Here is a 26,953-nt window from a genome sequence, read left to right as displayed (position 1 = left end):
CGGAGAAAATAATGATCAAGCTCGGCATCGTGATGGACCCCATCGCACACATCAACATCAAGAAAGACACCAGTTTCGCTATGCTGCTGGAAGCCCAACGTCGTGGTTATGAACTTCATTATATGGAGATGGCCGACCTTTATCTGATTAACGGCGAAGCCCGCGCCCGCACGCGAACGTTGAACGTGGAGCAAAATTACGATAAATGGTACGAGTTCGGCAGCGAGCAGGAGATTAAACTTGCCGACCTCGACGTTATCCTGATGCGTAAAGATCCGCCGTTTGATACCGAGTTTATTTATGCGACCTATATTCTGGAACGCGCTGAAGAGGAAGGGACGCTGATCGTCAACAAACCGCAAAGCCTGCGCGACTGTAATGAAAAACTGTATACTGCCTGGTTTGCCGACCTGACGCCGGAAACGCTGGTAACGCGCAATAAAGCGCAGCTCAAAGCGTTTTGGGAAAAGCACGGCGATATCATTATGAAACCGCTGGACGGTATGGGCGGCGCGTCCATTTTCCGCGTTAAGGAAGGCGATCCTAACATAGGCGTTATTGCCGAAACGCTGACCGAGCTGGGCAACCGCTACTGCATGGCGCAGAACTATCTGCCCGCTATCAAAGATGGCGATAAGCGCGTACTGGTCGTCGACGGCGAGCCGGTGCCTTACTGCCTGGCGCGTATTCCGCAGGGCGGCGAAACCCGCGGCAACCTGGCGGCTGGTGGTCGCGGCGAACCCCGTCCGTTGAGCGAAAGCGACTGGGAAATCGCCCGCCGCGTTGGGCCGACGCTTAAAGCCAAAGGGCTTATTTTCGTCGGTCTGGATATTATCGGCGACCGCTTAACGGAAATTAACGTGACCAGCCCAACCTGCGTGCGTGAAATTGAAGCGGAATACCCGATCTCTATCACCGGGATGTTGATGGACGCCATCGAAGCGCGTCTGGCGAAGTAAAGGTTTATTGCCCGGTGGCGTGCGCTTACCGGGCCTGAGCAATCACGCCGCCCCGGTCGGATAAGGCGGCGCATCAGCATCGCCATCCGGCAGTCTATTGCCCGATAAGGCAGCCGTCCTTTGGCAAAAGACGGCTTATATGAGTGACAACCGTCCGCTTTCCCCACATACTGAACGCTGTCGTTTTTTTGAACCAGGAAACAGAACCTCTGACAATGAATTTACAGCATCACTTTCTTATTGCCATGCCTGCGCTCCAGGACCCGATTTTCCGCCGTTCCGTAGTGTATATTTGCGAGCACAACCAGGATGGCGCTATGGGGATTATTATTAATAAGCCTTTGGAAAATCTGCAAATTGAAGGGATTCTGGAAAAACTAAAAATTACGCCGGAACCGCGCGATTCGGCAATTCGTCTTGATAAAGCCGTGATGCTCGGCGGCCCGCTGGCGGAAGATCGCGGATTTATTCTCCATACTCCGCCGTCACGTTTCGCCTCCAGCATTCGTATCTCAGACAATACCGTGATTACCACCTCCCGCGATGTGCTGGAAACGTTAGGTACCCAACAACAGCCTTCCGATGTGCTGGTCGCGCTGGGCTACGCCTCCTGGGATAAAGGCCAGCTTGAACAAGAATTGCTTGATAACGCCTGGCTTACCGCGCCCGCCGATCTCAATATTTTGTTCAAAACGCCCATTGCCGAGCGCTGGCGCGAAGCGGCAAAACTTATTGGCATTGATATTCTGACCATGCCTGGCGTTGCGGGGCACGCCTGATGAGCGACACCTTACTGGCCTTTGACTTCGGCACAAAAAGCATCGGCGTTGCAATAGGACAACGCATTACCGGCACCGCCCGTCCGCTTCCGGCAATCAAAGCACAGGACGGCACGCCCGACTGGACGCTCATTGAACGTTTGCTGAAAGAGTGGCAGCCAGACGAAATTATTGTCGGGCTACCGCTTAATATGGATGGCACTGAGCAACCGCTGACGGCGCGCGCACGTAAATTCGCCAACCGTATTCATGGGCGTTTCGGGGTAACTGTCACGCTGCACGATGAACGACTCAGCACCGTTGAAGCACGCTCCGGTCTGTTTGAACGAGGTGGGTATCGCGCGCTGAACAAAGGCAAAGTGGACTCGGCCTCCGCCGTGATTATCCTCGAAAGCTATTTTGAACAGGGGTATTAAAGCCGTTTTTGTCAGCAGGCGGATAACGCGGTCACGGTTGCCAGGCTTACTGGGCAATAAGCTGGTTTAATGCCTTCAACGCCTGTAAACGCGCAGCCGCCTCCGCCTCATCAATCCGCCACATTCCCGCAAAGGCCAGCGCTGCGGCGTGCTTGTCTAGCGGTTGCGCCATAGAAACTTCACCATCAGCGTGATGCCACAGCACGTATCCCCGCTGGCGCTGCTGCGCCACATGCGGCGCCAGATTACGCCACTGCTCCGGACTAAAACGCTGCATTAGCGCCTCATCGCTTTCTGCCGCCAGTAACGCCACTCCTGTTACCGACTGCCAGGCCGGGGACATGCGAAACCCCGCCAGCGCCTGACTTCCCTGCGAACCCGGCGCAGAGTGATAAATATAGATAATCTGGTCTTCCCATAGCACGCCTAATGCCACCACGATGTCTTTGGGCGCATGGCGCTCAAGGATAGGCAACGCATGGGAGAACAGCGCTGAACCGCGAATCGCCTGCGCCGCCAAAGCATGAATGCCTGGCCCGGGTAAATAGCGTCGGTGCTCATCCTGCATCGTGAGTCCAATAGAGGCCATCGTCATTAACAGGCGATTAACGCGCGTGGTATTAATATCCATCAGCCGGGCAAGCTCGCGACATCCGATAGCACGGTCGCTGGAAACCAGATATTGCAGACAGCGAATGCCATCTATCAGGCTTTGATTCGGTTGTGATGACATCGTTAAATGGCTTCGCTGTGGTTTTAACAAAGCTGCGATTTTAACGCCGGTTCGCCAGGATACAAGCCTGCATGCCGTTCAATCCACCGCGCCAGTCAACACTTTCCTCCCCCCCCCTACGCCGCCATCTTCGCTACAGCCGTCCCTGCACCTGACGCCATTGCGCGCTCTGGGCGAATGTCATCATCCCCTGCTGCTGCCCGGTTTGTATCACGTGGGCCAACTGATGGAGTTTGCCTTCACGGATCAAATTCCCTGTGGCTGGCGTATTAATCAGTAATTCAAACAACGCCACGCGCCCATCCTGTCTGTCGACCTCCAGTTTTTGTGATAGTACGGCGCGCAGACTACCCGCCAGTTGGCTGCGTACCGGTTCTTTTTCCTGCGCCGGAAAACTATCCACTAATCTTTCCACCGCCTGCGCCGCACCGCGAGTATGCAGGGTTGCCAGTACCAGATGCCCCGTTTCCGCCGCCGTCAGCGCCAGGCGAATGGTCTCGCTGTCACGCAGCTCTCCCAGCAAAATGACATCGGGATCTTCACGCAACGCCGCGCGCAGCCCGGCGGCAAAAGTAGCGCAATGCTGGCCGATTTCCCGCTGCTGTATCAGGCAACGCTTGCTGGTGTAACGGTACTCAATAGGATCTTCCAGCGTCAGGATGTGTTTATCGGCATGTTGATTAAGATGTCCCACCATCGCCGCCAGAGTAGTGGATTTCCCGCAGCCAGTAGCGCCAGTGACCAGAATCAGTCCGTTCTCGCTGGCAAGCAGTGCGGGTACTATCGGCGGCGTCTGGATTTCCGCCAGATCAGGACAACGCTCGGGCAATAGCCGTATCGCCAGCGACGTTCCCTGTTGATGTGTGAACGCACTGGCGCGCAGGCGCCGCGTGCCAGACAGCGAAACGGCGAAATCAAGCTGACCGTGCGTTCGCCACTGATATTGTTGCGCGTCATTAAGCCAATCAAGCAGAAGCCTGTCGACATCAGGCGCGGTAAAAGGCGCGGTCTCCATGCGTCCTTGTTTGCGCCATCGCGCAGGCCAGGCGTTACACAGGTGTAGATCCGAGACGTTATGCTTTACACTAAGCGTCACAATTTCTTCCATATTCATATAAACATCCTCGGAAAATGAACGATATCGCGCATAACCTGGCATACATCCGGGACAAAATCTCCGCCGCGGCGACACGTTGTGGCCGCTCTTCAGAAGAAGTTACGTTGCTTGCAGTGAGTAAAACCAAACCTGCGAGCGACATCGCAGAAGCCATTGCCGCCGGACAACGGGCATTTGGTGAAAATTATGTACAAGAGGGGGTGGAAAAAATCCGCCACTTTCAGGAAGCGAAAGTGGAAGGCCTGCACTGGCACTTTATTGGCCCTTTACAGTCCAACAAAAGTCGGCTGGTGGCCGAGCATTTTGACTGGTGTCATACCATCGATCGCCTGCGTATCGCCTCGCGGCTGAGCGAACAGCGTCCGGATAATCTGCCGGCGCTAAATGTTCTGATCCAAATTAATATCAGCGATGAAAACAGCAAATCAGGCATTCCGCTGGCGGAACTGGATGAGCTGGCCGCGGCGGTGGCAACACTGCCGCGTCTGCGGCTTCGCGGACTGATGGCGATCCCGGCGCCAGAGTCAGATTATGTAAGGCAGTTTGAAGTCGCACGTCAAATGGCTGTAGCATTTGCCGGGCTGAAAGCGCGCTACCCTGACGTTGATACCCTATCTCTGGGTATGAGCGACGATATGGAAGCCGCGATTGCGGCAGGTAGCACAATGGTGCGCATCGGCACCGCTATCTTTGGTGCTCGTGATTACACAAAAAATTAAGGAAAACTGAGGAACGCCATGAATACGTTGACCTTCCTGCTCTCAACGGTAATTGAGCTGTATACCATGGTGCTATTATTGCGCGTGTGGATGCAGTGGGCCCGCTGTGACTTTTACAACCCTTTCTCCCAGTTCGTGGTGAAAATTACGCAGCCCATCATCGGACCGCTGCGTCGTATTATCCCGCCAATGGGGCCGATTGACAGCGCTTCCCTGCTGGTGGCGTTTATTCTTAGCGTTATTAAGGCGATAGTGCTGTTTAAGGTCATTACGTTTCAGGCGATTATCTGGATTGCCGCAGTGCTTATCTTGCTTAAAACAATCGGCCTGCTGATCTTCTGGGTGCTGCTGGTCATGGCTATCATGAGCTGGGTGAGCCAGGGTCGTAGCCCGATTGAATATGTATTGATTCAGCTTGCCGAGCCGCTGCTCAGCCCGATTCGCCGTATACTGCCTGCGATGGGCGGCATCGACTTCTCGCCGATGGTTCTGGTGCTGCTGCTGTATGTCGTTAATATGGGGATCGCTGAAGTCTTACAAGCGACAGGCAACATGTTGCTGCCGGGGCTGTGGATGGCGCTATGAGTGCTGTGACTCGCTGCGAAGACGGTCTGGTGTTACGGCTTTATATTCAGCCGAAAGCCAGCCGCGACAGTATTGTGGGCTTACATGGCGACGAGGTGAAAGTCGCCATTACTGCCCCGCCGGTTGACGGTCAGGCAAACAGCCATCTGATCAAGTTTCTCGGTAAACAGTTTCGCGTGGCGAAAAGTCAGATCGTCATCGAAAAAGGCGAGCTGGGCCGTCACAAACAGGTAAAAATTATTCACCCGCAACAGATCCCGCCGGAAATTGCGGCGTTAACTGAGTAGGTATTCCATGCAAAAAGTTGTTCTCGCAACCGGCAACGCCGGTAAAGTGCGCGAGCTCGCGTCGCTGTTAAGCGATTTTGGGCTTGATGTGGTAGCGCAAACGGAACTGGGCGTTGACTCCGCGGAAGAAACCGGCCTGACGTTTATTGAAAACGCGATTCTCAAAGCGCGCCATGCCGCTAAAATGACCGGTCTGCCCGCCATTGCCGATGACTCCGGTCTGGCCGTTGACGTTTTAGGCGGCGCGCCGGGTATCTATTCCGCGCGCTATTCTGGCGAAAACGCGACAGATCAGCAAAATCTGGAAAAACTGCTGCATACTCTACGAGATGTTCCGGACGACAAACGCCAGGCGCGATTCCATTGTGTACTGGTTTATTTGCGTCATGCCGAAGATCCCACACCGATAGTCTGTCACGGTAGCTGGCCTGGCGTCATTACTCGCCAGGCGGCCGGAAATGGCGGATTTGGCTATGATCCCATTTTCTTCGTACCGTCTGAAGGCAAAACCGCCGCAGAACTGACCCGTGAAGAAAAAAGCGCGATTTCCCACCGTGGACAAGCGCTCAAGCTGCTGCTGGATGCGTTACGCAATGGCTAAACTACCGCCGCTCAGTCTTTATATTCATATTCCCTGGTGTGTACAAAAATGTCCATATTGCGACTTCAATTCCCATGCGTTGAAGGGCGAGGTGCCGCATGACGACTACGTCCAGCATCTGTTAAGCGATCTGGATGCCGACATCGCCTGGGCGCAAGGGCGTGAAGTAAAGACCATTTTTATTGGCGGCGGTACGCCAAGCCTGCTTTCCGGGCCGGCGATGCAAACGCTGCTGGACGGCGTGCGTGCGCGCCTGAATCTGGCGGCGGATGCGGAAATTACCATGGAAGCGAACCCCGGCACGGTCGAAGCCGACCGCTTCATCGACTATCAGCGCGCCGGCGTAAACCGGATCTCCATTGGCGTACAGAGCTTTAGTGAGCCTAAGCTGAAACGCCTTGGCCGTATTCACGGTCCACAAGAGGCGATGCGGGCAGCAAGACTGGCAAATGGGCTTGGGCTACGCAGCTTTAACCTCGACTTGATGCATGGATTGCCGGATCAAACGCTGGAAGAGGCGCTGAACGATTTGCGACAGGCGATTGCGCTTAATCCGCCGCATCTCTCATGGTATCAATTGACGATTGAACCCAACACTCTGTTCGGTTCGCGTCCGCCGGTTTTACCGGACGATGACGCTCTGTGGGATATCTTTGAGCAGGGCCACCAGTTATTAACCGCCGCGGGCTATCAGCAATACGAAACGTCGGCCTATGCCAAACCCGGTTATCAGTGCCAGCATAATCTGAACTACTGGCGCTTTGGCGACTATCTGGGTATTGGCTGCGGCGCCCACGGTAAAGTCACCTTCCCGGACGGCAGGATCTTGCGCACCACCAAAACCCGTCACCCACGCGGTTATATGCAGGGACGTTACCTGGAAAGCCAGCGTGACGTGAGTGATGACGATAAACCCTTTGAGTTCTTTATGAATCGTTTTCGGTTGCTGGAGCGCGCGCCTCGCGCCGAATTTGTCGACTACACCGGGCTTACGGAAGCGGTTATTCGTCAGCCAATCAACGAGGCTATTGCCCAGGGCTACCTGACAGAATGCGAGCAATACTGGCAGATTACCCGTCACGGTAAACTGTTTTTAAACTCTCTTCTTGAGTTGTTTCTCGCGGAATAACAAGGAATAAGCCTGTAGCGCCAGCGGGTAAAATACCTGATGGCGCGACGCTTACCGACCTGTGGCGGTTAATGCGCCGCCGGCAAGCGCATTATTTAATAACCCCTTTACGACGCAAATCGTCCGTATCTTTTTTCCAGCGCTCGTAACCGTCATTAATATCCATAATTTTCACACGGATATCACTCTGTTGCATCTGAAGTTTCTGTACCGCTATATTCAGCGGATATTGTCCTTTCTCTAACGTTATCCAGTCATTCTGCGCTTTTCGACGCAGCTCTTCTGATTTCAAAAATACCTGCCGCCGTTGCTCGTGTATGTCTAAATCTCTTTTCTGCTGAATAGCCGCTTCATTGCACGGCTCACTCTGCTTACGACACGCGTCTAATGCCGGTTGATAGACCTCTTTTTCGTATTTCTCGGCATATACGCTGCTATCGTTGGCTTTTACATAATCATCGCGCTCTTTTAACGTCTTTTTAAACGCCTCGGCGCGGGTCAACGGTTTCCCATCAGCGCCTTTTCCCCAATACGCGTCCGCTTCTTTTTTAGCTACCGCTATTTTCTTATCCAGGGCAGAGAGTTGTTCTTCAAGACCGGGGATCGACGCTTTCTGCGCACGCCATGAGGCTTCAATGTTGCCAAACCGATAGTTAAAGTCATCACTGTTGACGATCAGGTATTTATCATTCGTTTTAATGTCGTCAATAGCCCGGCCCTGATCGCTGGCTGCCATTTGTAATGAGTAATAGTTCACCGTCCAGCCAGAGGCTGGCGTCCCTTTACTGGTTAACATGGCAGAAAATTTAACGGGACGATCTTTGGTCCAGGTTTTTTCAACAAAATAATAATCCGCCGCCATACCAACGCCGGTATACATATCTTCACGGGAAGAAATATCCCCTTCGGCAGACCAGGTGGCCTGATTGCCCGTCGAATCAAGATTTTTTAAGGTAATGGAATCCAGTTTAAGTATGCCGTGGTACTGCTTACTAAACTGTTCTTTTAAGATGTTATCGGAGGGTTGAGCAACCTCTGCCCAACTATAGCCTGAAATCAGGGCAAACAGCGCTGCGCCAGCAATCCATTGTCGAACCACTTGTGGACCTCCCGTCCAGAGACATGACGCCCACGATTATCATAACCAGAATGATAATTAGCAAGATAATAGTGTTGGTTGTGCGAGAGGTCTTCCAAAGATAGCCCCGGCCTTCCGACCGGGGCATTATCTTTAATACTGATTGAACATCGTCTGGATCTGTTTTGGATCTTTAGTCTGGGTTAACGCCAGTTGCAGTAAGACACGCGCTTTTTGCGGGTTCAGCGTGCCGGAAGCGACAAAGCCGTATTTTGCATCGTCAACTTCCGCATCCTGCGTGGTTGCGCCAGTCGGCACACGTGAAGAACGCACCACTACCGTACCGTTGTGCGCGGCGGTCGCCAGGGTATCAAAGACCGTTTTATACAAGTTGCCGTTACCCACGCCTGCGCTCACGATCCCGTCATAACCCGCGTCTACCAGCGCTTTTGCCGGCAGATCGGACGCATTCGCATAGTTATAAACGATACCGACTTTCGGCAACGCGGTCAGCTTCGACACGTCGAACGGGGTGGAGGTGGTATGTTTACGCTCTGGCGTACGCTGGTAGTCAATTTTACCGTTGTGGATATAACCCAGCGGGCCGTAGTTAACCGCTTTAAACGTCGCCACGTCAGTCGTATTGGTCTTAGTGACGTCGCGTCCGTCCATGACGGTATCATTCATTACCACCAGCACGCCGCGGTTGGCAGACTGTTTATCAGCCGCTGTTACTACCGCATTATAAAGATTGAACGGGCCATCTGCGCTCATTGACGTGGAGGGACGCATCGCGCCGACCAGTACCACCGGTTTATTGCATTTCACGGTCAGATCGAGGAAATAAGCGGTCTCTTCCATCGTATCAGTACCGTGGGTGATCACGAAACCGTCGGTGCTGTCGCACTCGGTATTGATTTTTTTCGCCAGCGTGAGCCAGACTTCATCGTTCATATCCTGCGAGCCAATGTTAACGACCTGCTCGCCTTTCACTACCGCAATGTCCTTCAATTGAGGAACGGCATCCACCAGATTTTCGACGCCGACTTTACCTGCCGTATAATTTGATTTTGTTGCTGAATCACCGCCGCCAGCGATCGTTCCGCCGGTCGCTAAGATGGTGATATTCGGTAAAGCGAACGCTGCGCCGCTGAAACCCATTACCAGAGCAGCTAATGCCGTTTTCCTGAAAAACTCCATGTTATATCTCCAGTTATGTCAACTGGTCGCATTATCTCTATATTGCAGGCGAATAATGTGACGCCATACGATTAACCAGCGATATATATCCGACAGAGAGTATTTTTTAGAGATGGATAACAAAATGCAGGAAAAAACAGAATAAAAAGGCGCAGATACGATCTGCGCCATTGTTTAAAAAGGAAAGATTACTTCAGGCTGCCAACCAGCGCTTTGCGGCTATCTTCTAAGGTCACTACGCGGCTACAGACATCTTTGCCAAACTGCTGGAAATCTTTCTCCTGGTTTTTCCATTCGTTCTGGATAGCGGTTTGCAAACCACCTAGACTGCCCATCACGCCCTGTAAAGGATTGCCGCCGCCTTTAAGCACCGCTTTGGCGCCCATTTCGTTAATGCTGTCCTGCAAAATACCGCCCATCGCCTGATTCACCAACTGCTGACCGTCGGCACGCACCTGGTCGATAGCCTTATAGTGGAACGTCAGGCCGTCCGTACGATGTTCGATAATGCGGTTCATTTGCGCTTTTAATTGCGCATCAAGCTTCGTCAGACGGCTACGCATGTTGCTGCTTTCGCCCACCTCTTTAGCGATGATTTTATCCAGCGCCACGCGGCCTTTTTCGACGCGCGATCGGGCGCCCTCATCAATCCACGGCAGCGCGCTTCGCAGTTCCGCCTGGTAATCTTTCGCCTGCTCGCGCTGCGCGGCGCTAAGGGTGTACTGCTTACCGTTGTACATCACATTGCCGTCCGGCGTGATCACCAGGTTGCCGTTTTCACCTTTCACCTGCACCGTTTGTGGACTCAGGATCACATCGTCACGCGGCGTGACGCTGCATTTGTAATCTGCATGAGCGGCCATCGCCGTAAACGTTAGTACTGCCGCCAGCAGCGTTTTGCGCATCATAACTTTCCCTCAAGACAAAGCGGGCCGGCATTTGCCGACCCTGTACTTATTAGTCCCACCAAACGTCGAAAAGTTCGCTGGTTCGGACTTCTTCAAGGTTGCGCGCTTCCAGCCACTTACGCACAATCGCCTGATGTTCTTCGGTACATTTACCGATTTCCTGCATACAAATCAGCCCTTCCCAGGCCAGGTAGCCGCTGCCGTCAAACGCCAGTTTATTAGGCTCAATAACGTCATTAATAAAGTCATCGACAGTCTTATCGACCTGCTCTTCAGATGTACCTTCCGGAAAACGCCATGCCACCGAAAATCCTAATTCCTGGAATTCGTCAATGTGCATTTTTTTACGCAGACGACGACTACGGTTCTTTGCCATTATTTCACCCTCTCGAACATTAAGTCCCATACGCCATGACCAAGACGATGGCCACGTTGTTCAAATTTCGTTACCGGGCGCGATTCCGGGCGCGGTACATAATCATTGCTCTCTGACAGATTTTTGTACCCGTCGATAGAAGACATGACTTCAAGCATGTGTTCCGCATACGCTTCCCAGTCGGTCGCCATATGGAAAACGCCGCCCAATTTCAGCTTGCTCAATACCAGTTCAGCAAACGGCACCTGAACGATACGGCGTTTATTATGACGCGCTTTATGCCACGGGTCAGGGAAAAAGAGCTGAACCATCGATAAAGAATTGTCAGGAATCATTTTATGCAACACTTCTACCGCGTCGTGGCACATGACGCGCAGGTTTTCAACGCCCTCTTCATGAGCGGACGCCAGACACGCGCCGACACCGGGTGAATGCACTTCAATGCCGAGGAAATTCTGCTCCGGGCGCGCTTTCGCCATCGCCACGAGAGACGCCCCCATGCCAAAACCAATCTCCAGCGTCACCGGCGCTTCGCGACCAAACAACGTGGCGAAATCTACCGGCGCTTCGCTGAACTCGACGCCCATCACCGGCCAGTAGTTTTCCAGCGCGTGCTCTTGCCCCTTTGTCAGTCGCCCCTGGCGACGAACAAAACTACGAATACGGCGCAGCGGGCGACCGTTTTCATCAAATTCCGGTGAAATGACGTCGTTTTTCATAAAAGTGTAGTCTGCTGTGTTTGAGTTCTGAAAACGGGCATTATCCAAAGTTAGTTGCCGGATGCAAGCATGAAGCGCACTGCGGAAAGTTCCGGTTTACACCCTGCGGCCTCTGTGCTGCAATCTTGCCCCCGGCAATAATGAATGAGTTTCCATGCAAGCGTCTCAATTTTCAGCCCAGGTTCTGGACTGGTACGACAAATACGGGCGGAAAACGCTGCCCTGGCAAATTAACAAGACGCCTTACAAAGTATGGCTCTCGGAAGTCATGTTGCAACAAACGCAGGTGACGACGGTGATTCCTTACTTTGAGCGATTTATGGCGCGCTTTCCCACAGTGACGGATTTAGCGAATGCGCCGCTGGATGAAGTGCTCCATTTATGGACCGGGCTCGGCTATTACGCCCGCGCGCGTAATTTGCATAAAGCGGCGCAACAGGTGGCGACGCTTCACGGTGGAGAATTCCCGCAAACTTTTGCCGAAATCGCCGCGCTACCCGGCGTCGGGCGCTCAACCGCCGGCGCGATTCTCTCCCTCGCGTTAGGTAAACATTATCCGATTCTTGATGGAAACGTTAAACGTGTGCTGGCTCGCTGTTATGCTGTTAGCGGCTGGCCTGGAAAAAAAGAGGTGGAGAATACGCTGTGGACGTTGAGCGAGCAAGTGACGCCCGCACGCGGCGTGGAGCGTTTTAATCAGGCGATGATGGATCTGGGCGCGATGGTTTGTACGCGTTCAAAACCAAAGTGCACCCTGTGTCCGCTGCAAAACGGTTGTATCGCCGCTGCGCATGAAAGCTGGTCACGCTATCCGGGCAAGAAACCGAAACAGACGTTGCCGGAGCGGACGGGTTACTTTTTATTGTTACAGCATAATCAGGAGATTTTCCTGGCGCAGCGTCCTCCCAGCGGTTTATGGGGCGGACTCTACTGCTTTCCGCAGTTCGCCAGAGAAGATGAATTACGTGAATGGCTGGCGCAACGGCATGTTAACGCTGATAATTTGACCCAGCTTAATGCGTTTCGCCACACATTTAGCCATTTCCATCTGGATATTGTGCCTATGTGGCTTCCCGTGTCGTCACTGGACGCCTGCATGGATGAAGGCAGCGCGCTCTGGTATAACTTAGCGCAACCGCCGTCAGTCGGACTGGCGGCCCCCGTGGAGCGCTTGTTACAGCAGTTACGTACCGGAGCGCCAGTTTAACGCCCCGGTCGATGAAGAGGATGACTTATGAGCAGAACGATTTTTTGTACTTACCTGCAACGCGACGCTGAAGGGCAAGATTTTCAGCTCTACCCTGGCGAACTGGGAAAACGTATCTATAACGAGATCTCTAAGGACGCGTGGGCGCAGTGGCAGCATAAGCAGACCATGTTGATTAACGAGAAAAAGCTCAACATGATGAACGCCGAGCACCGTAAGCTGCTGGAACAGGAGATGGTGAGCTTCCTGTTCGAAGGCAAAGACGTTCATATCGAAGGTTATACGCCGGAAGATAAAAAATAGGCCCGTTGCTGAATGACGCTGCGCTTATTCGGCCTGTGAGTTATGCCGGATAAGCCCTTAGCGCCGCTGCCCGGCAACATGGCATAACGACAACACAACATGCACTCCCGGAATGATGAAAAAATTACTCGCGCTTGCTGTTATTGCGCCGTTGCTCATCTCCTGCTCCAGTTCGACCAAAAAAGGCGAGACGTATAATGAAGCCTGGGTCAAGGATACCAACGGCTTTGATATTTTGATGGGGCAATTTGCCAACAATATTGAAAATCTGTGGGGATATAAGGAAGTCCTGATCGCCGGGCCGAAAGACTACGTCAAATATACCGATCAGTTCCAGACCCGTAGCCACATCAACTTTGATGATGGGACCATTACCGTTGAAACCATCGCCGGGACGGAACCTACCGCACATCTGCGCCGGGCCATTATTAAAACGTTGCTCATGGGTGACGACCCAACCTCCGTCGATCTTTACTCCGATGTCGATGACATAAAAATTTCTAAAGAACCCTTCCTGTATGGTCAGGTCCTCGACAATACCGGCCAGCCTATTCGCTGGGAAGGCCGCGCCACGACATTCGCGGATTACTTGCTGAAAACGCGGCTCAAAAGCCGCAGTAACGGCCTGCGTATTATTTACAGCGTCACCATTAATCTGGTGCCGAACCACCTTGATAAACGCGCGCATAAATACATTGGCATGGTACGCCAGGCCTCCCGTAAATACGGCGTTGACGAGTCGCTGATTCTGGCGATTATGCAAACGGAGTCCTCGTTTAACCCGTATGCGGTCAGCCACGCGGATGCGCTGGGCCTGATGCAGGTGGTGCAACACAGCGCCGGGAAAGATGTTTTCCGTTCTCAGGGTAAGTCCGGCACGCCAAGCCGTAACTTCCTGTTCGACCCCGCCAGCAATATCGATACCGGCACAGCGTATCTGGCGATGTTGAATAATGTCTATCTGAGCGGTATTGAGAATCCGACGTCGCGGCGCTATGCGGTCATTACCGCCTACAATGGCGGCGCAGGCAGCGTATTACGCGTATTCTCGAACGATAAGATTCAGGCCGCGAATATGATTAACCGCATGTCGCCGGGGGATGTGTACCAGATATTAACCACCCGACATCCATCTGCGGAGTCGCGCCGCTATCTGTATAAGGTGAATTCCGCCCAGCGATCGTATCGCCGCCGATAAACCATCGCATCCCGCCTCTGGTTGGCAAATGACAGAGGCGGGAAAGGTAAAAGTGTTAACTCCGTCACCCTTTTGCTTTGCAAGCAGAAATTGTTTGCAAATATTTGTCACAGGTAACAAAAAAAGCCCGCCTCTCATTGATAGAATCACACCAAATCACAACGGCAAATGTGCCTTTTAAAACATTCATCCGCTCTCAGGTGTGAGGAAATTAACATGAATCTTAAGCTGCAGCTTAAAATACTCTCTTTTCTGCAGTTCTGTCTGTGGGGAAGCTGGCTCACTACCCTGGGCTCGTATATGTTCGTCACCTTAAAATTTGACGGCGCATCTATTGGCGCAGTTTATAGTTCACTGGGGATTGCCGCCGTCTTTATGCCGACCTTGTTAGGCATTGTGGCTGACAAATGGCTGAGCGCGAAATGGGTCTATGCCCTGTGTCATGTCGTCGGCGCCATCACGCTATTCATGGCCGCGGAAGTCACTACGCCTGGGGCGATGTTCTTTGTGATCCTGCTTAACTCGTTGGCCTATATGCCGACGTTGGGCTTGATCAATACCATATCGTATTACCGCCTGCAGTCTGCCGGCATGGATATTGTGACTGACTTCCCGCCTATCCGTATCTGGGGCACCATTGGCTTTATTCTGGCGATGTGGGGCGTGAGTTTCTCCGGTTTCGAGCTGAGCCATATGCAGCTTTATATCGGCGCGACGCTTTCCGTTCTGCTGGTACTGTTTACCTTTACCCTGCCGCACATTCCGGTGGCGAACCAACAGAAAAACCAGAGCTGGACATCAATGCTGGGCCTTGACGCTTTTGCGCTGTTTAAAAATAAGCGGATGGCGATTTTCTTCATCTTCTCCATGATGTTGGGCGCGGAACTGCAGATCACCAACATGTTTGGCAACACCTTCCTGCATAGCTTTGATAAAGATCCGCTATTCGCCAGTAGCTTTATCGTGCAGCACGCCTCGGTGATGATGTCGATTTCGCAGATTTCTGAGACGTTATTCATCCTGACCATTCCGTTCTTCCTGAGCCGTTATGGTATTAAGAACGTTATGCTTATCAGTATTGTGGCGTGGATGCTGCGTTTCGGCCTGTTCGCTTATGGCGACCCGACGCCGTTCGGTACCGTTCTGCTGGTATTGTCGATGATTGTGTACGGCTGCGCCTTCGACTTCTTCAACATTTCTGGCTCGGTGTTTGTCGAAAAAGAAGTACGCCCGGAAATCCGCGCCAGCGCGCAGGGGATGTTCCTGATGATGACCAATGGCTTCGGCTGTATCCTGGGCGGCATTGTGAGCGGTAAAGTGGTGGAGTATTACACTCAAAACGGCATTACCGACTGGCAGACCGTGTGGCTCATCTTCGCAGGCTACTCGCTGGTGCTGGCCTTCGCGTTCGTAGCCTTGTTCAAATACAAACACGTTCGCGTTCCGGCAAGTTCGCAACCCGTTGCACATTAATCCTTGCCCTGTTTCGCAGGCCGGATAAGGTGTAAATGCCTTATCCGGCCTGCAGGCAACGTTACTTTAAAACATATCCGTACAAGCGTTGAATTCCATCGGCATCGGTCTCGCTATATACCCCCTGCAATTCCGGCGAAAAACCAGGCAACAGATTGATGCCCTCTTCCAGCGCCAAAAAATAACGCTGCGCCGCGCCGCCCCAAATCTCCCCCGGCACCACGCACAGTACGCCCGGCGGGTATGGCAATGCCCCCTCGGCAGCAATACGCCCGCCCGCCTCGCTGATACGCACCAGCTCTACATCGCCGCGAATAAAGGCGCTGTTGGCATCCTGTGGGTTCATCGCCACATGCGGCAGGCTTTCTTTGCGGAACATCGCTTTTTGCAGATCCTTAACGTCAAAGCTAACGTACAGATTGTGCATCTCCTGACATAGCTCACGCAGGGTGTAATCGCGGTAGCGCACCGGGTATTTCTGAAAAACCGTCGGCAATACATCCGCAAGCGGCGTATCGTCTTCAATGTGCCGTTCAAATTGCGCCAGCATCGCGACCAGCCGCGCCAGTTTCTCTTCGCTCTCGGCGGGCGTCAGCAAGAATAGAATCGAGTTGAGATCGCACTTCTCAGGCACAATACCGTTCTCACGCAGATAGTGGGCGAGAATGGTCGCCGGGATGCCGAATTCGGTGTACCGCCCACTATCGGCATCAATACCTGGCGTGGTCAGTAACAGTTTACAGGGGTCGACAAAATACTGGTCATCCGCATAACCCTCAAAGCCATGCCATTTCGCCCCGGGCTCAAAACTGAAGAAACGACGATTGCTGGCAATGGTCTCCGTCGGATGTGCCTGCCACGGCTTGCCGTCAACCACCAGTGGGATAAAGGGCTGAAGCAGTTTGCAACGGGCGAGAATGGCTTTACGCGCGTCAATGCCCAGCGCAACGCACTCCGCCCACAGGCGGCGACCACTCTCCCCTTCGTGGATTTTGGCATTGATATCCAGCGCCGCAAACAGCGGGTAGAACGGACTGGTCGAAGCGTGCAACATGAAGGCGTTGTTCAGGCGTTTGTGCGGGCAAAAACGCGCCTGGCCGCGAATATGGTTATCTTTTTTGTGGATCTGCGAGGTTTGTGAGAACCCCGCCTGTTGCTTATGTACCGATTGGGTCACAAAGATCCCAGGGTCGTTTTCATTAAGCTCCAGCCGCAACGGCGAGGTATCCGCCATCATATTGATAAACTGCTCATAGCCTACCCACGCGGAGTCAAACAGAATGTAATCGCAGAGATGCCCGATTTTATCCACCACCTGACGGGCGTTGTAAATAGTGCCGTCATAGGTACCCAGTTGAATGATCGCCAGGCGGAACGGACGCGATGCATCGGCGCTTTCCGGCATCACGTCACGAATCTGGTCGCGCAGGTACGTTTCATCAAAACAGTGCGCATCAATGCCACCGATAAAACCAAACGGGTTACGCGCCGCTTCAAGATAGACCGGCGTCGCCCCGGCCTGAATCAGGGCGCCGTGGTGGTTGGATTTGTGATTATTACGATCAAACAGCACCAGATCGCCGCGCGTCAGCAGGGCATTGGTGACCACTTTATTCGCCGCCGAAGTTCCATTCAGCACAAAGTAGGTTTTATCCGCATTAAACACTTTTGCCGCAAATTTCTGCGCGTGTTTGGCAGAACCTTCATGTATTAGCAGATCGCCAAGTTTCACATCGGCGTTACACATATCCGCACGAAACAGGTTTTCACCAAAAAAGTCATAAAAATGGCGGCCTGCGGGATGTTTTCTAAAAAACTCGCCATGCTGGTGCCCCGGGCAAGCAAAGGTACTATTCCCCATGTCGACATACTGGGTCAGGGTGCCATAAAAGGGCGGCAGAAGTTCCGCTTCGTAGCGACAGGCAGCGTTTTCCAGCTCCAGCCATTCCTGCGCGTTCCCGCCTATTACCGCCGTAACGCCGACAGGCGCGCTAACGGGTTCATCCGCAAGCATAAACACCGGCAGGTGAAAACCGGTGCGTTTAAGCAACGCCAGAATACCGCTACGGCTGTCGGCAGTGGTAATGACGACTGCGGCCACATCGGTAAAGTCGGTACTGTCCAGCGCCACTACGTTTCGGTGGGTGGAGAGGCGGGGGATGAGTTCACCGCTGGCGGCAATATTCATTGATTTCATAAGCGCAAATACCCGTTTCGGGAGTAGAGTAACCCCGGACAAGGCCCGATGCCTTGCCCAACGAGATGCCGGGTCAAACTGGATACCAGCTCCGACCGCCAGACATCAGTAAAAACAGACTGTTTCTGATTTTACTGTTGTCCTGCAGTGAGCGTGCGCTGCCCTCACCGCATAGCGGGGACGACAAAAAAAAGGAAAGAAAGGGGCAAACCTCGCGCAGTCAGGCGACAGTGAAGACAATATAAAGGCGCTATGTTCATCCCGGCGAGCCCCATGCTGGCAGGAGAAATTTCGCGCAATCATGGCACCTTTCACCAGACGGCGCAAGGTAAAATCAGCGCTCTATACGTCACAGATAATCAAGCTATTAACAGCTTAATCGCGTGATAATAAGGCAATTTGAAAGACAAATAACAGGAGTCATTGTGGTAATTGGACCTTTTATTAACGCTGGCGCAATTTTATTCGGCGGCGTTATTGGCGCGCTGTTAAGTCAGCGTCTGCCAGAACGGATTCGCGTCTCAATGACGTCTATTTTTGGTCTGTGCTCTCTGGGAATTGGTATTCTGCTGGTGATGAAGTGCGCTAATCTTCCGGTGATGGTGCTGGCGACGCTGGTCGGCGCGCTCATCGGCGAGTTTTGTTTGTTGGAAAAAGGCATTAATGGCGCAGTCGCGAAAATCCAACAATTATTTATGGCATCGGGTAAGAAACCGACACACGACTCATTTATTCAAAGTTACGTCGCTATCATTGTACTTTTTTGCGCCAGCGGCACCGGTATTTTCGGCGCGATGCATGAAGGGATGACCGGCGATCCAAACATTTTGATCGCTAAATCTTTTCTGGATTTTTTCACTGCCATAATTTTCGCCTGTTCGCTTGGCATCGCCGTTTCGGCGATTTGCGCACCGATGTTGATTATCCAGTTAACGCTTGCCGCCTGCGCCACCCTCATTCTTCCACTGACTACGCCGGCAATGATGGGCGACTTTAGCGCCGTGGGCGGACTGCTGCTGGTGGCGACCGGCTTGCGTGTATGTGGAATCAAAATGTTTCCGGTAGTGAATATGCTCCCGGCGCTGTTGCTGGCGATGCCGATCTCCGCCGCATGGGCGATGTTTTTTGCCTGATTCTGCGTGCAATAACAACAAAGTGGTGATAGATTGTGCAGTCTACGTTGATTTGAAGAAATTTCGTTGACGAAGCGAGGCGATTACGGTTTAATGCGCCTCGTTGCCCGGATAGCTCAGTCGGTAGAGCAGGGGATTGAAAATCCCCGTGTCCTTGGTTCGATTCCGAGTCCGGGCACCACCTTTCCTTTTTTATGCTTTCTTATGAATACCTCGATGTCTTCAAGTCAATAAGTTTGAACATAGACTCTTTCCAGAAATTATTGCCATATGATCTCCATTAGACCAATATAAACGGATGCGTGATCATAATAAAGGCAGTAATAGTAAGTTTTAACATTAAACATACTGCGAAATTTCAATTAAGTTTCCATCAGGGTCCCTGATGTAGATAGACATTATCTCGCCTGTGGCTCCAGTTCTCTCAACCGGGCCTTCAACAATGGGAATGCCTGCCTGTAAGATCTCAGACACAACATCATTTATCGGTGTCGATGTAATAAAACATAAATCGGCAGATCCCGGCGTTGGTCTACTCGCTTTTGGTTCGAACTCCATTTCTTGCTGATGGAGGTTAATTTTTTGCGCTCCAAATATTAACGCTTTTCTGTTTTGTTTAAATGTTACCGCAGAAAAACCAAGTACCTCTTCGTAGAATCTTATTGTGGTTGATATATCAGATACCGTTAATACAAGGTGATCAATTCTGTCAATTATCATTTGAATAGACTCATGATGTTTATATTTTAGGGATGCTACATTAAAAAATAGCATTAACCTACTTTTAAATCAGATGCATTTTTTTTGCATCTACTCTAAGTTGCTGCCGAAAATTGGGATGTGCCAATTCAATGATGCTGAGCGCACGCTCGGTTGAAGAGAGCCCCTTCAGGTTTACGGAGCCAAATTCAGTGACTATCCAGTGCGTATCCGTTCGTGGGGTTGTTACAGGCCCCTCAAGGCGGGGAACAATACGAGAAATCGTATCATTCGCGGCCGTTGAGCGGGTCGTAATAATGGAACGACCTCCTTTAGATGCATATGCGCCTCTGACAAAATCCAATTGCCCTCCTGAAGCGCTGTACTGGTGTCCAAGCAAATATTCAGAGTTACAGGCACCAGTGAGATCGATTTGTAAGGTAGCGTTAATGGAGACAACATTCTCATTTTGCGCAATGATCCCCGGATCGTTAACATAATCGACAGGCCGACTAAAAAAAGAGGGGTTGTCGTTGAGATAGTCATACATATCCTTTTGTCCCATAGCAAAAGTAAATACAGACATTCCCCGGTCGATATTTTTACGCTGGTTGGTAACGACGCCTTGTTGAATCAAACTTACCAACCCCGGATTCAGCGCCTCTGTATGGACCCCCAGATCATTATGTTCCTTGAGCGCATTACAGATGAGCTCCGGTAATGCGCCGACCCCCATCTGGAGACAAGCGCCATCTGGCACAAGAGAAGCGATAATCTGACTGATAGCAATATCTTCGGCTACGGCAGTACGTATTGGTAGTTCAATTAAAGGGACATGGTTTTCAACAATGGCGTCAATTTCTGAAATATGGATTGCAGCACCTTCTCCATGAACGCGCGGCATATATTTGTTAACTTCGACAATAAGCTTTTTAGCTGTCCTCGCAATCCGGGTGGAATAATCGTTTCCAGTTCCAAAATTAAAATAGCCATACTTATCCATAGGGGACACGGTGTGAATAAAGGTATCAATACCAATATCATCAGCCAGTAATCGCGTCGCCTGATGAAAATTTGAAGGTACATAGTTAACTATTTTTCGCCCGGAACTCTCAATCCCCTGACGTATTAAAGCCCGTTCAATACCGGTAATAAACATACTGTAGAGATGAATATAGTCACTTAGCTCATAACGGAAAATAGTGTTCCCGGCAATGCTGGCTGTTTCATAACAGTAAACCCGCAGATCGTTGATTTCTCCCCTTTTCGCTCGCTTTGCCAGCGCATTCAGCAAAGCTGGAGGCTCTGCTGCAAACATTCCCATAGAGAGGTGACTGCCGGAGGTAATTAAAGTAACCGCCTCGTCAGGCGTCACGCATTTTTCGGCATACACTGCATTAACATTCATCATGACTCTAAACCTCAGGGCGATTTCTCAATAAGCGGCGTCTTCTTCAGGCGAACATCCACAGCAATAAACTAACATTGTTCGTTCGAAGCGCATGACCTCTACACCATTCTGGTTAATACCACATGTCCGAACGGTAACGATGCCTTGTCCCGGGCGACTATTTGACAGGCGTTTGCTGAGTACAGTGCTTTCAGCATAAAGTGTATCCCCTGCGAAAACCGGATGGACGGCTTGTACCTTATCCCAGCCAAGATTGGCCACGACCTTGGCGCTGACAGTACGCACGCTCATACCGGTTAAAAGCGCCAGAGTGAACGTTGAATCAACCAGTAACTTTTTCCATTCCGTTTTGCTGGCGTAAGCCGCATCGAAATGGACCGGCTGCACATTGAGAGTGAGCAGTGTAAACCACACATTATCGGCGTCCAGAACCGTCCGGCCGGGACGATGTTCAAAAACATCACCGGGATGAAAATCCTCCCAGTAAAGACCCGAAATTTCTCGGTAGCGCCCCTCGCTAATGGTTTTATAAGCGGGTAATAACGTGTTCATAATCAATTCCTCTGTTAATAAAATCAGGAAAAGATCCCTGCCCGGGCGAGTAATCTCCGGGCCTGACGGGCAACGGCTGCATCTATCATCATGCCGCTAACGATCCCGACGCCTTTGGCATTCTCTGTCAGTACTGCACGAGCATGATTAATTTCTGCCGTTGTAGGAGTAAATGCGGCGTTGATTACACTAATCTGAGCGGGGTGAATAGCCGATTTTGCAGAAAAACCAAAACTGAGCGCCTGCAGCGTTTCCTCTTTCAGACCTGAAAAATCGCCTATATCAAAGAAGGGAGCATCTATTGCAAGAAGCCCTTTCATAGCGCAGGCAGCCACTATTCTGGCCCGCGCCAGCGCAAGAGGCTCCCAGGCGGGTGTGGCGCCAATGTCAGCCGCCATATCTGCGGCGCCAAACATCAACCCGCAGAGTCTGGGGGTGGCGTCCGCAATAGACTCTACGGCATTAAGCCCAACAACTGACTCAATAATGCCAATAAGGCGAGTATCAGAACCAGCCATCATGATAAGACTATCCACGATTTGCAGGTGCGCGGCTGACTCTGTTTTCGGAAGAATAATGTAATCAGGAAAAAAACGGCATTCCAGTAACATATGCAGGTCTTCAATGCCAGCATGAGTATTCATTCCATTAATTCTTAATGCTATTTTCAGCGATGAGTTTGGTCGGGATGAAAGGAACTGCATCGCAATTTTCCGGGCCTGCGCCTTGTCATTCGGGGTGACGGAATCTTCAAGATCGATAATAGAAATGTCCGCCGCACTTTCAACTGCTTTTATGAAACGTTCTGGTCGAATTGCTGGGGTAAAAAGCCAGCTACGTGTCGGTGTATGAGAAATATCGGGCATATTGCACCTCCTGTTAACCTCACTATGCGCTCGCTGGTTTCATTCTTCCAATATATGATGGTGCCATTCTTAATTGCTTTTGGAGATGAGGATGGAACTGCGCCATATTCGCTATTTTCTCGCCGTCGCTGAAGAGCGGCATTTCACGCGGGCTGCGACAAAATTAGGCATAGGTCAGCCGCCGCTAAGCCAACAGATTAAGGATCTGGAAAGAGAGCTGGGAGCGCAGCTATTCCGGAGAGTGCCTCATGGCGCGGAATTAACCGAGGCTGGAAAAGCATTTTATGATGTTGTTAAAGGGATGCCTGCTACCGCGACAAGAGCCGTGCTGGCGGCGCAGCGTGTTGCCAGAGGGGAATCGGGCGTGTTAAGGGTGGGTTTTACTGCCTCTGCGGCATTTAACAGTGTGGTGCCCGGCGCAATCCGTACTTTCAAGCGGGCTTATCCTGACGTTCGTTTGCAGCTTGAGGAAGGAAATACAACTCAACTGGCTGATGAATTGAATGAAGGATCGCTGGATGTTGCCTTTCTGAGACCTGGTTTTACAGGCAATGAACGGTTCCAGCTCAGGTTACTGTCTGAAGAGCCAATGGTTATTGTGCTGGCAGAAACGCATCCTGCTGCGGCGTGTAAACAGATTGCACTCTCGATTCTCAAAGATGAGTTTTTTTTACTCTTCCCACGTGAAATCGGCCTGTCGCTTTATGACGCAGTGATCAAGGCCTGCGGTAAAGCGGGCTTTGAACCGAAAATTGGTCAACTCGTGCCGCAAATTTCGTCAGTCATTAACCTTGTGTCGGCAGAGATGGGCGTGTCGATGGTTCCAGATTCAATGAGACAGGTTAATGTCAAGGGAGTAGTATACCGCCCCGTTGCAGACCAGATGCCCGTCGCAAAGCTGGCTCTGGCATACCGGCGCGGCGATACATCGCCAACGCTGAGAAACTTCATCCTGAAAGTCACTGGCTGAATGCGGTTATGTGAGCGTTGAATAATCATTTGAAACGTAACCAATAATTATTGGTCCGATTTTGTGTCTAAAGGAATCGCTAACGGAGCAGGAACTGGCTGCAATGTCTGTGGATCGACAGCCAGATAACGCCCGGTTTTACTGTCGATACCCACATAATCGATAAGCTTGCCTTTGGCATAAAGCACCATTGTCTGTTTTGCAAATGCCTCATATGCGCTGCTCAGTATTTTCACTTTATCCGCATAATTTGCTGCGAGATTATGCGTTTCCAGGGGGTCACGTTGCAGGTTGAATAATTCCCATGGCGCATTACCCGCCTGTGGGAATACTGTGACAAGACGACGTAATTTCCATTCCCCATCTATCCAGGCCGCCTGATTATGGAGTTCAACACCATATTGTGTGCGAGGCGCGTGCAGACTTTCACCGGTCAGATAGCGTTTAAAACTCACGCCGATCATTGGCAGTGTCGGTCTTTCAGATAATGATTTACTGGCATCAATACCTGCAAATTCATAGAGCGTGGGCGCAACATCATACGCCGCCATCGTGGCGTTATCTATGGCGCCATGATGGATGATACCAGGACCGGAAATCATAAAACTGGTATTAATTCCCCCCTGACCGCTGGTCGTTTTGTGATAGCGACCATAAGGCGCATTGCTGACATCAGCCCAGTGGGGACCATAAGAGATAAATGAATTTTTACGACCAATATTTTCGTAACTATTATCGAATTGCTTCCAAAAATCTGGTTCAGATTCATAGTGAAAGCCCTCTGCCGGATTCACCCCATTATCACTTAAGAAGACCAAAATCGTGTTTTTATCGCGCCCGGTCTTTTTTAATGTCTCAATAACGGTACCAATCTGTGCATCCATATTGGCGATCATAGCAGCGTAAACCTGCATCACCTTCGCCGTATATTTCTGCTGTTCCGGGGTCATCGCCTGCCATTCTTTATCAAGTTCCAGTCCTGGCAGAGGTATGTCATCACGCAGGAAACCCAGTTTCTTCAAACGAGCAATACGCTGACGATAGACGTCTGCATAGCCCTGTTCATACTGACTTTTAAAACGACTAATCCATTCATCCGGCGCCTGCAGAGGATCATGTGGCGCAGTAAAGGCCAACCACGCGAAGATAGGTTGTTCCCGTGGCGTCTCGCTGATCCAGCGATTAATCTGGCTGGCATAGGCTTCGCTGGAGTAAAAACTGGAGGGCAGTGAAATGCGCTGATTGTCACGGGTATAATAGGTATGAAATATCTCCACGGTTCCCAGCGGCACGGCATCATCAAAGTGACTGGCGCCTCCCCCCATCAAGGCGAAAGAATGACGAAAGCCCCGATCTTTTGGCGTCGAGCCTGGCGTAAAACCAAGATGCCATTTACCCGCCATCAGCGTATTGTAACCAGCATCTTTAAAGCGTTCAGCCATGGTCGTCACCCGATCAGCCAGGCGCAATTCATAGCCTTCCTTACCTATGGTATTTTCATACCACCACATACCGCCTATACCCGCTTGCTGACTGGTGTTCCCGGTTAATAGCATCGCACGGGCGGGAGCAGACATGGGAGACGTGTAATATTGACTCATCCGCACGCCGTTCTCAGCCATCGCCTGCAAATTAGGCGTTGGGATTTCCCCACCGAAGGGAGTGATATCAGAATATCCCATATCATCAGCGATAATCACGATAATATCAGGACGTTCGTTTTGCGTACTGTGTGCCGTACCGGAGAAGATAATGCTGAGTGTGGCAAGTGTTACTTCTTTTTTCACGGCTTATTCTCCATTTCAGACTACGGGTGTTGTACAAGAGCGGCAGGCAAATGCGGCAAGAGGGACCATCAGCCCGAAAATCTGCCCATAACGTCAGCACGCCAGGCCTTCAGTCCATTCAGATTCCGGGGCCAGGCGCGTAGCGGAGCCAGAATCTCCGTGAAAAAAGAGTAATAGCCGCTACAAAGTCGGTTGTAGCCGGCACTGTTGATATGTGCGGGGCAGCCTCCCTGGCAGACTATTTTCACAGAACACCGTTGACACTCCCGGCGCTGGCTTTTCTTAATACCAAAGGGAAGCCGGGTTGCGGAATCTACGGCTGGCGCTAACGTATTATTAGAAAGCTGTCCCAGGTAATGCTGGCTATTAATCAGATGATCGCAGGCATAGAGTTTGCCGTCCGGCTCCATGACCAGATTCGTGCCGCAGCGGGCGGAATGGACACAGGTGGCGCTGATATGCGTAAAATATTGTGCCCATGCCTGTTCAATGTTGATCACAAAAACCCGTCCCATATCACCGCGTTTGCGCCATTGACGCCAGATATCAATCATGAAACGTCCCCAGTTATCCGCACTCAATTGGTAACGTTGCTGTAGGGCGTTGCCTTCGTCCATCAGTGGCTGAAATTGCAGATAACGAGCGCCAAGGCTAACAACATGATCGTAGATGGCTGCCGCATGGCGAGCCATGTCATCATGCACGACAATCAGTACATTAAAATCGACTCGATAGTGTTGTAACAATGTGATTCCCCGCAACACCGCCGGATAGCTGGCCTCGCCGCGTTTGCCCGGACGATGATGATTTTGCAAGTCTTCACTGCCCTCAAGACTGATGCCAATAGTAAAATTATTGTCGCGAAACAGACGGCACCAGGCATCGTTTAACAACGTCGCATTCGTTTGCAGACTATTACTGATCGTCACGCCGTCAGGCGCATATCGTTGTTGAAGCGCTATTACCTTTTTATAAAAACCGATTCCGGCTAAAAGCGGTTCACCGCCTTGCCAGACAAAATTAATTTCACGCGCACTGGCAGGTTGCGCCGCAATATAGCGACAAATAAAAATCTCCAGCGTTGATTCATTCATTTTTTCTACGGGCGTTTCGCCCTGTGGGTAATAACAATAGCGGCAGGCCAGATTACATGCAGGGCCTATGGGTTTTGCCAGAATATGAAAGGGTATCTGCGCGCGATATTCCGTCATTACGGGGATTTGTTGTTGCCGTAATGTGTTGAGATTCAACATTATTCTGTCCTGTAGTTATCATTTCTGATGCGGAGAAATGACTCACATTTCGCAATAGCGTTCGTCTGGCGCTGCGGGCAGAATGCCGAGAGCAGGCTGTATCTATTGATACGCCGGTTTTCTGCATAGCGCATAACGCTATTGAAACGTTATTTAGCAAATCCTGTCTGAACCAGAAATTAAGTCTCTGTTAACCTGCGCTATTACAGAAAATCATAGAACAGGCGTCTCAAAATAATATCGTCCTGAAGGACGAGAACCCACGGCATTTTCAGGAGATGAGTCAACCGCGACAGAA

The 26,953-nt window shown here is 51.4% G+C and carries 28 protein-coding genes and 1 tRNA gene; 15 read left to right on the top strand and 14 right to left on the bottom strand.

Annotated features, from left to right (window positions below):
• Nucleotides 1–11 precede the first annotated feature (11 nt).
• The 3 genes from gshB to ruvX all read left to right on the top strand — a co-directional run bounded on the left by gshB (nt 12) and on the right by ruvX (nt 2,154).
• Entirely contained in the window at nt 12–959 is a 948-nt protein-coding gene (gene gshB, locus J4617_RS08900; RefSeq protein WP_000593243.1) for a glutathione synthase, read from the top strand.
• A gap of 215 nt (nt 960–1,174) precedes the next feature.
• On the top strand, nt 1,175–1,738 hold the full coding sequence (locus J4617_RS08895) for a YqgE/AlgH family protein (protein WP_001053167.1): 564 nt from the start codon (nt 1,175–1,177) through the stop codon (nt 1,736–1,738).
• Nucleotides 1,738–2,154: a Holliday junction resolvase RuvX gene (ruvX, locus tag J4617_RS08890; protein ID WP_001285491.1), complete on the top strand. Its 417-nt coding sequence runs from the start codon at nt 1,738–1,740 to the stop codon at nt 2,152–2,154. Before J4617_RS08895 ends, ruvX begins: the two co-directional genes overlap by 1 nt.
• A 46-nt stretch (nt 2,155–2,200) precedes the next feature.
• On the opposite strand, the gene J4617_RS08885 is transcribed toward ruvX, so the two are convergent.
• A complete protein-coding gene (locus tag J4617_RS08885) occupies nt 2,201–2,887 on the bottom strand; it encodes an IclR family transcriptional regulator (protein ID WP_000098321.1) in 687 nt (228 codons plus the stop codon).
• 133 nt (nt 2,888–3,020) lie between these two features.
• The gene (locus J4617_RS08880) at nt 3,021–4,001 is read right to left on the bottom strand and encodes a type IV pilus twitching motility protein PilT (RefSeq protein WP_017465459.1); all 981 of its coding nucleotides are present in this window, start codon (nt 3,999–4,001) and stop codon (nt 3,021–3,023) included.
• Between the two features lie 17 nt (nt 4,002–4,018).
• On the opposite strand from J4617_RS08880, the gene J4617_RS08875 reads away from it, so the two are divergent.
• Genes J4617_RS08875 through hemW form a run of 5 tightly spaced genes read left to right on the top strand, consistent with a single transcriptional unit; the run spans nt 4,019 to nt 7,325 of the window.
• Entirely contained in the window at nt 4,019–4,723 is a 705-nt protein-coding gene (locus J4617_RS08875) for a YggS family pyridoxal phosphate-dependent enzyme (protein WP_000997812.1), read from the top strand.
• A gap of 18 nt (nt 4,724–4,741) precedes the next feature.
• Nucleotides 4,742–5,308 carry a YggT family protein gene (locus J4617_RS08870; protein WP_001094848.1) on the top strand — a complete coding sequence of 189 codons (567 nt, stop codon included), beginning with the start codon at nt 4,742–4,744 and terminating at the stop codon, nt 5,306–5,308.
• Complete coding sequence (gene yggU / locus J4617_RS08865; RefSeq protein WP_001277203.1) at nt 5,305–5,595, top strand: DUF167 family protein YggU; 291 nt, start codon at nt 5,305–5,307, stop codon at nt 5,593–5,595. The genes J4617_RS08870 and yggU overlap by 4 nt, the downstream gene beginning before the upstream one ends.
• A gap of 7 nt (nt 5,596–5,602) precedes the next feature.
• Nucleotides 5,603–6,196, top strand: a complete 594-nt coding sequence (locus tag J4617_RS08860; RefSeq protein ID WP_001174769.1) for an XTP/dITP diphosphatase — start codon at nt 5,603–5,605, stop codon at nt 6,194–6,196.
• Nucleotides 6,189–7,325 (top strand): radical SAM family heme chaperone HemW, encoded by a 1,137-nt coding sequence (gene hemW, locus J4617_RS08855; protein ID WP_017465458.1) that lies wholly within the window; start codon nt 6,189–6,191, stop codon nt 7,323–7,325. Before J4617_RS08860 ends, hemW begins: the two co-directional genes overlap by 8 nt.
• Before the next feature lie 91 nt (nt 7,326–7,416).
• On the opposite strand, the gene J4617_RS08850 is transcribed toward hemW, so the two are convergent.
• The 5 genes from J4617_RS08850 to trmB all read right to left on the bottom strand — a co-directional run bounded on the left by J4617_RS08850 (nt 7,417) and on the right by trmB (nt 11,606).
• Entirely contained in the window at nt 7,417–8,424 is a 1,008-nt protein-coding gene (locus J4617_RS08850) for a DUF1202 domain-containing protein (RefSeq protein ID WP_000252197.1), read from the bottom strand.
• Nucleotides 8,425–8,556: 132 nt separating this feature from the next.
• On the bottom strand, nt 8,557–9,603 hold the full coding sequence (gene ansB / locus J4617_RS08845) for an L-asparaginase 2 (protein WP_000394189.1): 1,047 nt from the start codon (nt 9,601–9,603) through the stop codon (nt 8,557–8,559).
• 188 nt (nt 9,604–9,791) lie between these two features.
• Nucleotides 9,792–10,511, bottom strand: a complete 720-nt coding sequence (locus tag J4617_RS08840; RefSeq protein WP_000984827.1) for a DUF2884 domain-containing protein — start codon at nt 10,509–10,511, stop codon at nt 9,792–9,794.
• Nucleotides 10,512–10,560: 49 nt separating this feature from the next.
• A complete protein-coding gene (locus tag J4617_RS08835) occupies nt 10,561–10,887 on the bottom strand; it encodes a YggL family protein (protein WP_001107574.1) in 327 nt (108 codons plus the stop codon).
• Nucleotides 10,887–11,606, bottom strand: coding sequence for a tRNA (guanosine(46)-N7)-methyltransferase TrmB (gene trmB, locus J4617_RS08830; RefSeq protein ID WP_000786890.1), 720 nt, complete (start codon nt 11,604–11,606; stop codon nt 10,887–10,889). The genes J4617_RS08835 and trmB overlap by 1 nt, the downstream gene beginning before the upstream one ends.
• A 154-nt stretch (nt 11,607–11,760) precedes the next feature.
• Between trmB and mutY the strand changes: the two genes are divergently transcribed.
• The 4 genes from mutY (at nt 11,761) to J4617_RS08810 (ending at nt 15,787) form a co-directional block, all read left to right on the top strand.
• Nucleotides 11,761–12,813, top strand: a complete 1,053-nt coding sequence (mutY, locus tag J4617_RS08825; protein WP_001148956.1) for an A/G-specific adenine glycosylase — start codon at nt 11,761–11,763, stop codon at nt 12,811–12,813.
• 27 nt (nt 12,814–12,840) lie between these two features.
• Nucleotides 12,841–13,116, top strand: a complete 276-nt coding sequence (locus tag J4617_RS08820; protein WP_000091706.1) for an oxidative damage protection protein — start codon at nt 12,841–12,843, stop codon at nt 13,114–13,116.
• Nucleotides 13,117–13,228: 112 nt separating this feature from the next.
• Nucleotides 13,229–14,314, top strand: coding sequence for a membrane-bound lytic murein transglycosylase MltC (gene mltC, locus J4617_RS08815; protein ID WP_000976289.1), 1,086 nt, complete (start codon nt 13,229–13,231; stop codon nt 14,312–14,314).
• 216 nt (nt 14,315–14,530) lie between these two features.
• Nucleotides 14,531–15,787, top strand: a complete 1,257-nt coding sequence (locus J4617_RS08810; protein ID WP_001049804.1) for a nucleoside permease — start codon at nt 14,531–14,533, stop codon at nt 15,785–15,787.
• A 61-nt stretch (nt 15,788–15,848) separates the two neighbouring features.
• Here J4617_RS08810 and J4617_RS08805 read toward each other — a convergent pair whose 3' ends face one another.
• Nucleotides 15,849–17,984, bottom strand: a complete 2,136-nt coding sequence (locus J4617_RS08805) for an ornithine decarboxylase (RefSeq protein WP_017465457.1) — start codon at nt 17,982–17,984, stop codon at nt 15,849–15,851.
• 425 nt (nt 17,985–18,409) lie between these two features.
• Between J4617_RS08805 and J4617_RS08800 the strand changes: the two genes are divergently transcribed.
• Nucleotides 18,410–19,117, top strand: a complete 708-nt coding sequence (locus J4617_RS08800) for a DUF554 domain-containing protein (RefSeq protein ID WP_000234466.1) — start codon at nt 18,410–18,412, stop codon at nt 19,115–19,117.
• Nucleotides 19,118–19,222: 105 nt separating this feature from the next.
• Nucleotides 19,223–19,298: transfer RNA gene (locus J4617_RS08795), tRNA-Phe, on the top strand.
• A gap of 158 nt (nt 19,299–19,456) precedes the next feature.
• Here the strand turns inward: J4617_RS08795 and J4617_RS08790 are convergent.
• The 4 genes from J4617_RS08790 to ripC form a co-directional block, all read right to left on the bottom strand.
• Nucleotides 19,457–19,837 (bottom strand): VOC family protein, encoded by a 381-nt coding sequence (locus J4617_RS08790; protein ID WP_000582672.1) that lies wholly within the window; start codon nt 19,835–19,837, stop codon nt 19,457–19,459.
• Between the two features lie 64 nt (nt 19,838–19,901).
• Nucleotides 19,902–21,227: an itaconate CoA-transferase RipA/Ict gene (gene ripA, locus J4617_RS08785; protein ID WP_000982337.1), complete on the bottom strand. Its 1,326-nt coding sequence runs from the start codon at nt 21,225–21,227 to the stop codon at nt 19,902–19,904.
• 24 nt (nt 21,228–21,251) lie between these two features.
• Nucleotides 21,252–21,779, bottom strand: a complete 528-nt coding sequence (gene ripB / locus J4617_RS08780) for a (R)-specific enoyl-CoA hydratase RipB/Ich (RefSeq protein WP_001094307.1) — start codon at nt 21,777–21,779, stop codon at nt 21,252–21,254.
• A gap of 23 nt (nt 21,780–21,802) precedes the next feature.
• A complete protein-coding gene (ripC, locus tag J4617_RS08775) occupies nt 21,803–22,645 on the bottom strand; it encodes an itaconate degradation C-C-lyase RipC (protein WP_001112897.1) in 843 nt (280 codons plus the stop codon).
• 91 nt (nt 22,646–22,736) lie between these two features.
• Between ripC and ripR the strand changes: the two genes are divergently transcribed.
• Complete coding sequence (ripR, locus tag J4617_RS08770) at nt 22,737–23,615, top strand: itaconate degradation transcriptional regulator RipR (RefSeq protein ID WP_000423170.1); 879 nt, start codon at nt 22,737–22,739, stop codon at nt 23,613–23,615.
• 47 nt (nt 23,616–23,662) lie between these two features.
• Here ripR and J4617_RS08765 read toward each other — a convergent pair whose 3' ends face one another.
• Both J4617_RS08765 and J4617_RS08760 read right to left on the bottom strand, forming a co-directional pair.
• Nucleotides 23,663–25,402, bottom strand: coding sequence for an arylsulfatase (locus J4617_RS08765; protein WP_017465456.1), 1,740 nt, complete (start codon nt 25,400–25,402; stop codon nt 23,663–23,665).
• A 68-nt stretch (nt 25,403–25,470) separates the two neighbouring features.
• Nucleotides 25,471–26,655: an anaerobic sulfatase maturase gene (locus J4617_RS08760; RefSeq protein ID WP_017465455.1), complete on the bottom strand. Its 1,185-nt coding sequence runs from the start codon at nt 26,653–26,655 to the stop codon at nt 25,471–25,473.
• Nucleotides 26,656–26,953 lie beyond the last annotated feature (298 nt).

The organism is Salmonella sp. 32010601201800023SM, assembly GCF_017572235.1.
Taxonomy (GTDB): Bacteria; Pseudomonadota; Gammaproteobacteria; order Enterobacterales; family Enterobacteriaceae; genus Salmonella; species Salmonella enterica.
The sequence above is the reverse complement of the archived record's forward strand: the minus strand, read 5'-3'. Positions and strand labels throughout refer to the sequence as shown.

Bases quoted from the DNA above. Each gene is read 5' to 3' on its own strand.
- J4617_RS08810 (WP_001049804.1), top strand. From the start codon at position 14,531: ATGAATCTTAAGCTGCAGCTTAAAATACTCTCTTTTCTGCAGTTCTGT.
- J4617_RS08895 (WP_001053167.1), top strand. From the start codon at position 1,175: ATGAATTTACAGCATCACTTTCTTATTGCCATGCCTGCGCTCCAGGAC.
- J4617_RS08760 (WP_017465455.1), bottom strand. From the start codon at position 26,655: ATGTTGAATCTCAACACATTACGGCAACAACAAATCCCCGTAATGACG.
- J4617_RS08875 (WP_000997812.1), top strand. From the start codon at position 4,019: ATGAACGATATCGCGCATAACCTGGCATACATCCGGGACAAAATCTCC.
- J4617_RS08790 (WP_000582672.1), bottom strand. From the start codon at position 19,837: ATGATAATTGACAGAATTGATCACCTTGTATTAACGGTATCTGATATA.
- J4617_RS08880 (WP_017465459.1), bottom strand. From the start codon at position 4,001: ATGAATATGGAAGAAATTGTGACGCTTAGTGTAAAGCATAACGTCTCG.
- trmB (WP_000786890.1), bottom strand. From the start codon at position 11,606: ATGAAAAACGACGTCATTTCACCGGAATTTGATGAAAACGGTCGCCCG.
- ripB (WP_001094307.1), bottom strand. From the start codon at position 21,779: ATGAACACGTTATTACCCGCTTATAAAACCATTAGCGAGGGGCGCTAC.
- ripR (WP_000423170.1), top strand. From the start codon at position 22,737: ATGGAACTGCGCCATATTCGCTATTTTCTCGCCGTCGCTGAAGAGCGG.
- ripA (WP_000982337.1), bottom strand. From the start codon at position 21,227: ATGATGAATGTTAATGCAGTGTATGCCGAAAAATGCGTGACGCCTGAC.
- mutY (WP_001148956.1), top strand. From the start codon at position 11,761: ATGCAAGCGTCTCAATTTTCAGCCCAGGTTCTGGACTGGTACGACAAA.
- J4617_RS08805 (WP_017465457.1), bottom strand. From the start codon at position 17,984: ATGAAATCAATGAATATTGCCGCCAGCGGTGAACTCATCCCCCGCCTC.
- J4617_RS08885 (WP_000098321.1), bottom strand. From the start codon at position 2,887: ATGTCATCACAACCGAATCAAAGCCTGATAGATGGCATTCGCTGTCTG.
- J4617_RS08820 (WP_000091706.1), top strand. From the start codon at position 12,841: ATGAGCAGAACGATTTTTTGTACTTACCTGCAACGCGACGCTGAAGGG.
- yggU (WP_001277203.1), top strand. From the start codon at position 5,305: ATGAGTGCTGTGACTCGCTGCGAAGACGGTCTGGTGTTACGGCTTTAT.
- J4617_RS08835 (WP_001107574.1), bottom strand. From the start codon at position 10,887: ATGGCAAAGAACCGTAGTCGTCGTCTGCGTAAAAAAATGCACATTGAC.
- J4617_RS08870 (WP_001094848.1), top strand. From the start codon at position 4,742: ATGAATACGTTGACCTTCCTGCTCTCAACGGTAATTGAGCTGTATACC.
- ansB (WP_000394189.1), bottom strand. From the start codon at position 9,603: ATGGAGTTTTTCAGGAAAACGGCATTAGCTGCTCTGGTAATGGGTTTC.
- J4617_RS08840 (WP_000984827.1), bottom strand. From the start codon at position 10,511: ATGATGCGCAAAACGCTGCTGGCGGCAGTACTAACGTTTACGGCGATG.
- ruvX (WP_001285491.1), top strand. From the start codon at position 1,738: ATGAGCGACACCTTACTGGCCTTTGACTTCGGCACAAAAAGCATCGGC.
- ripC (WP_001112897.1), bottom strand. From the start codon at position 22,645: ATGCCCGATATTTCTCATACACCGACACGTAGCTGGCTTTTTACCCCA.
- gshB (WP_000593243.1), top strand. From the start codon at position 12: ATGATCAAGCTCGGCATCGTGATGGACCCCATCGCACACATCAACATC.
- hemW (WP_017465458.1), top strand. From the start codon at position 6,189: ATGGCTAAACTACCGCCGCTCAGTCTTTATATTCATATTCCCTGGTGT.
- J4617_RS08860 (WP_001174769.1), top strand. From the start codon at position 5,603: ATGCAAAAAGTTGTTCTCGCAACCGGCAACGCCGGTAAAGTGCGCGAG.
- mltC (WP_000976289.1), top strand. From the start codon at position 13,229: ATGATGAAAAAATTACTCGCGCTTGCTGTTATTGCGCCGTTGCTCATC.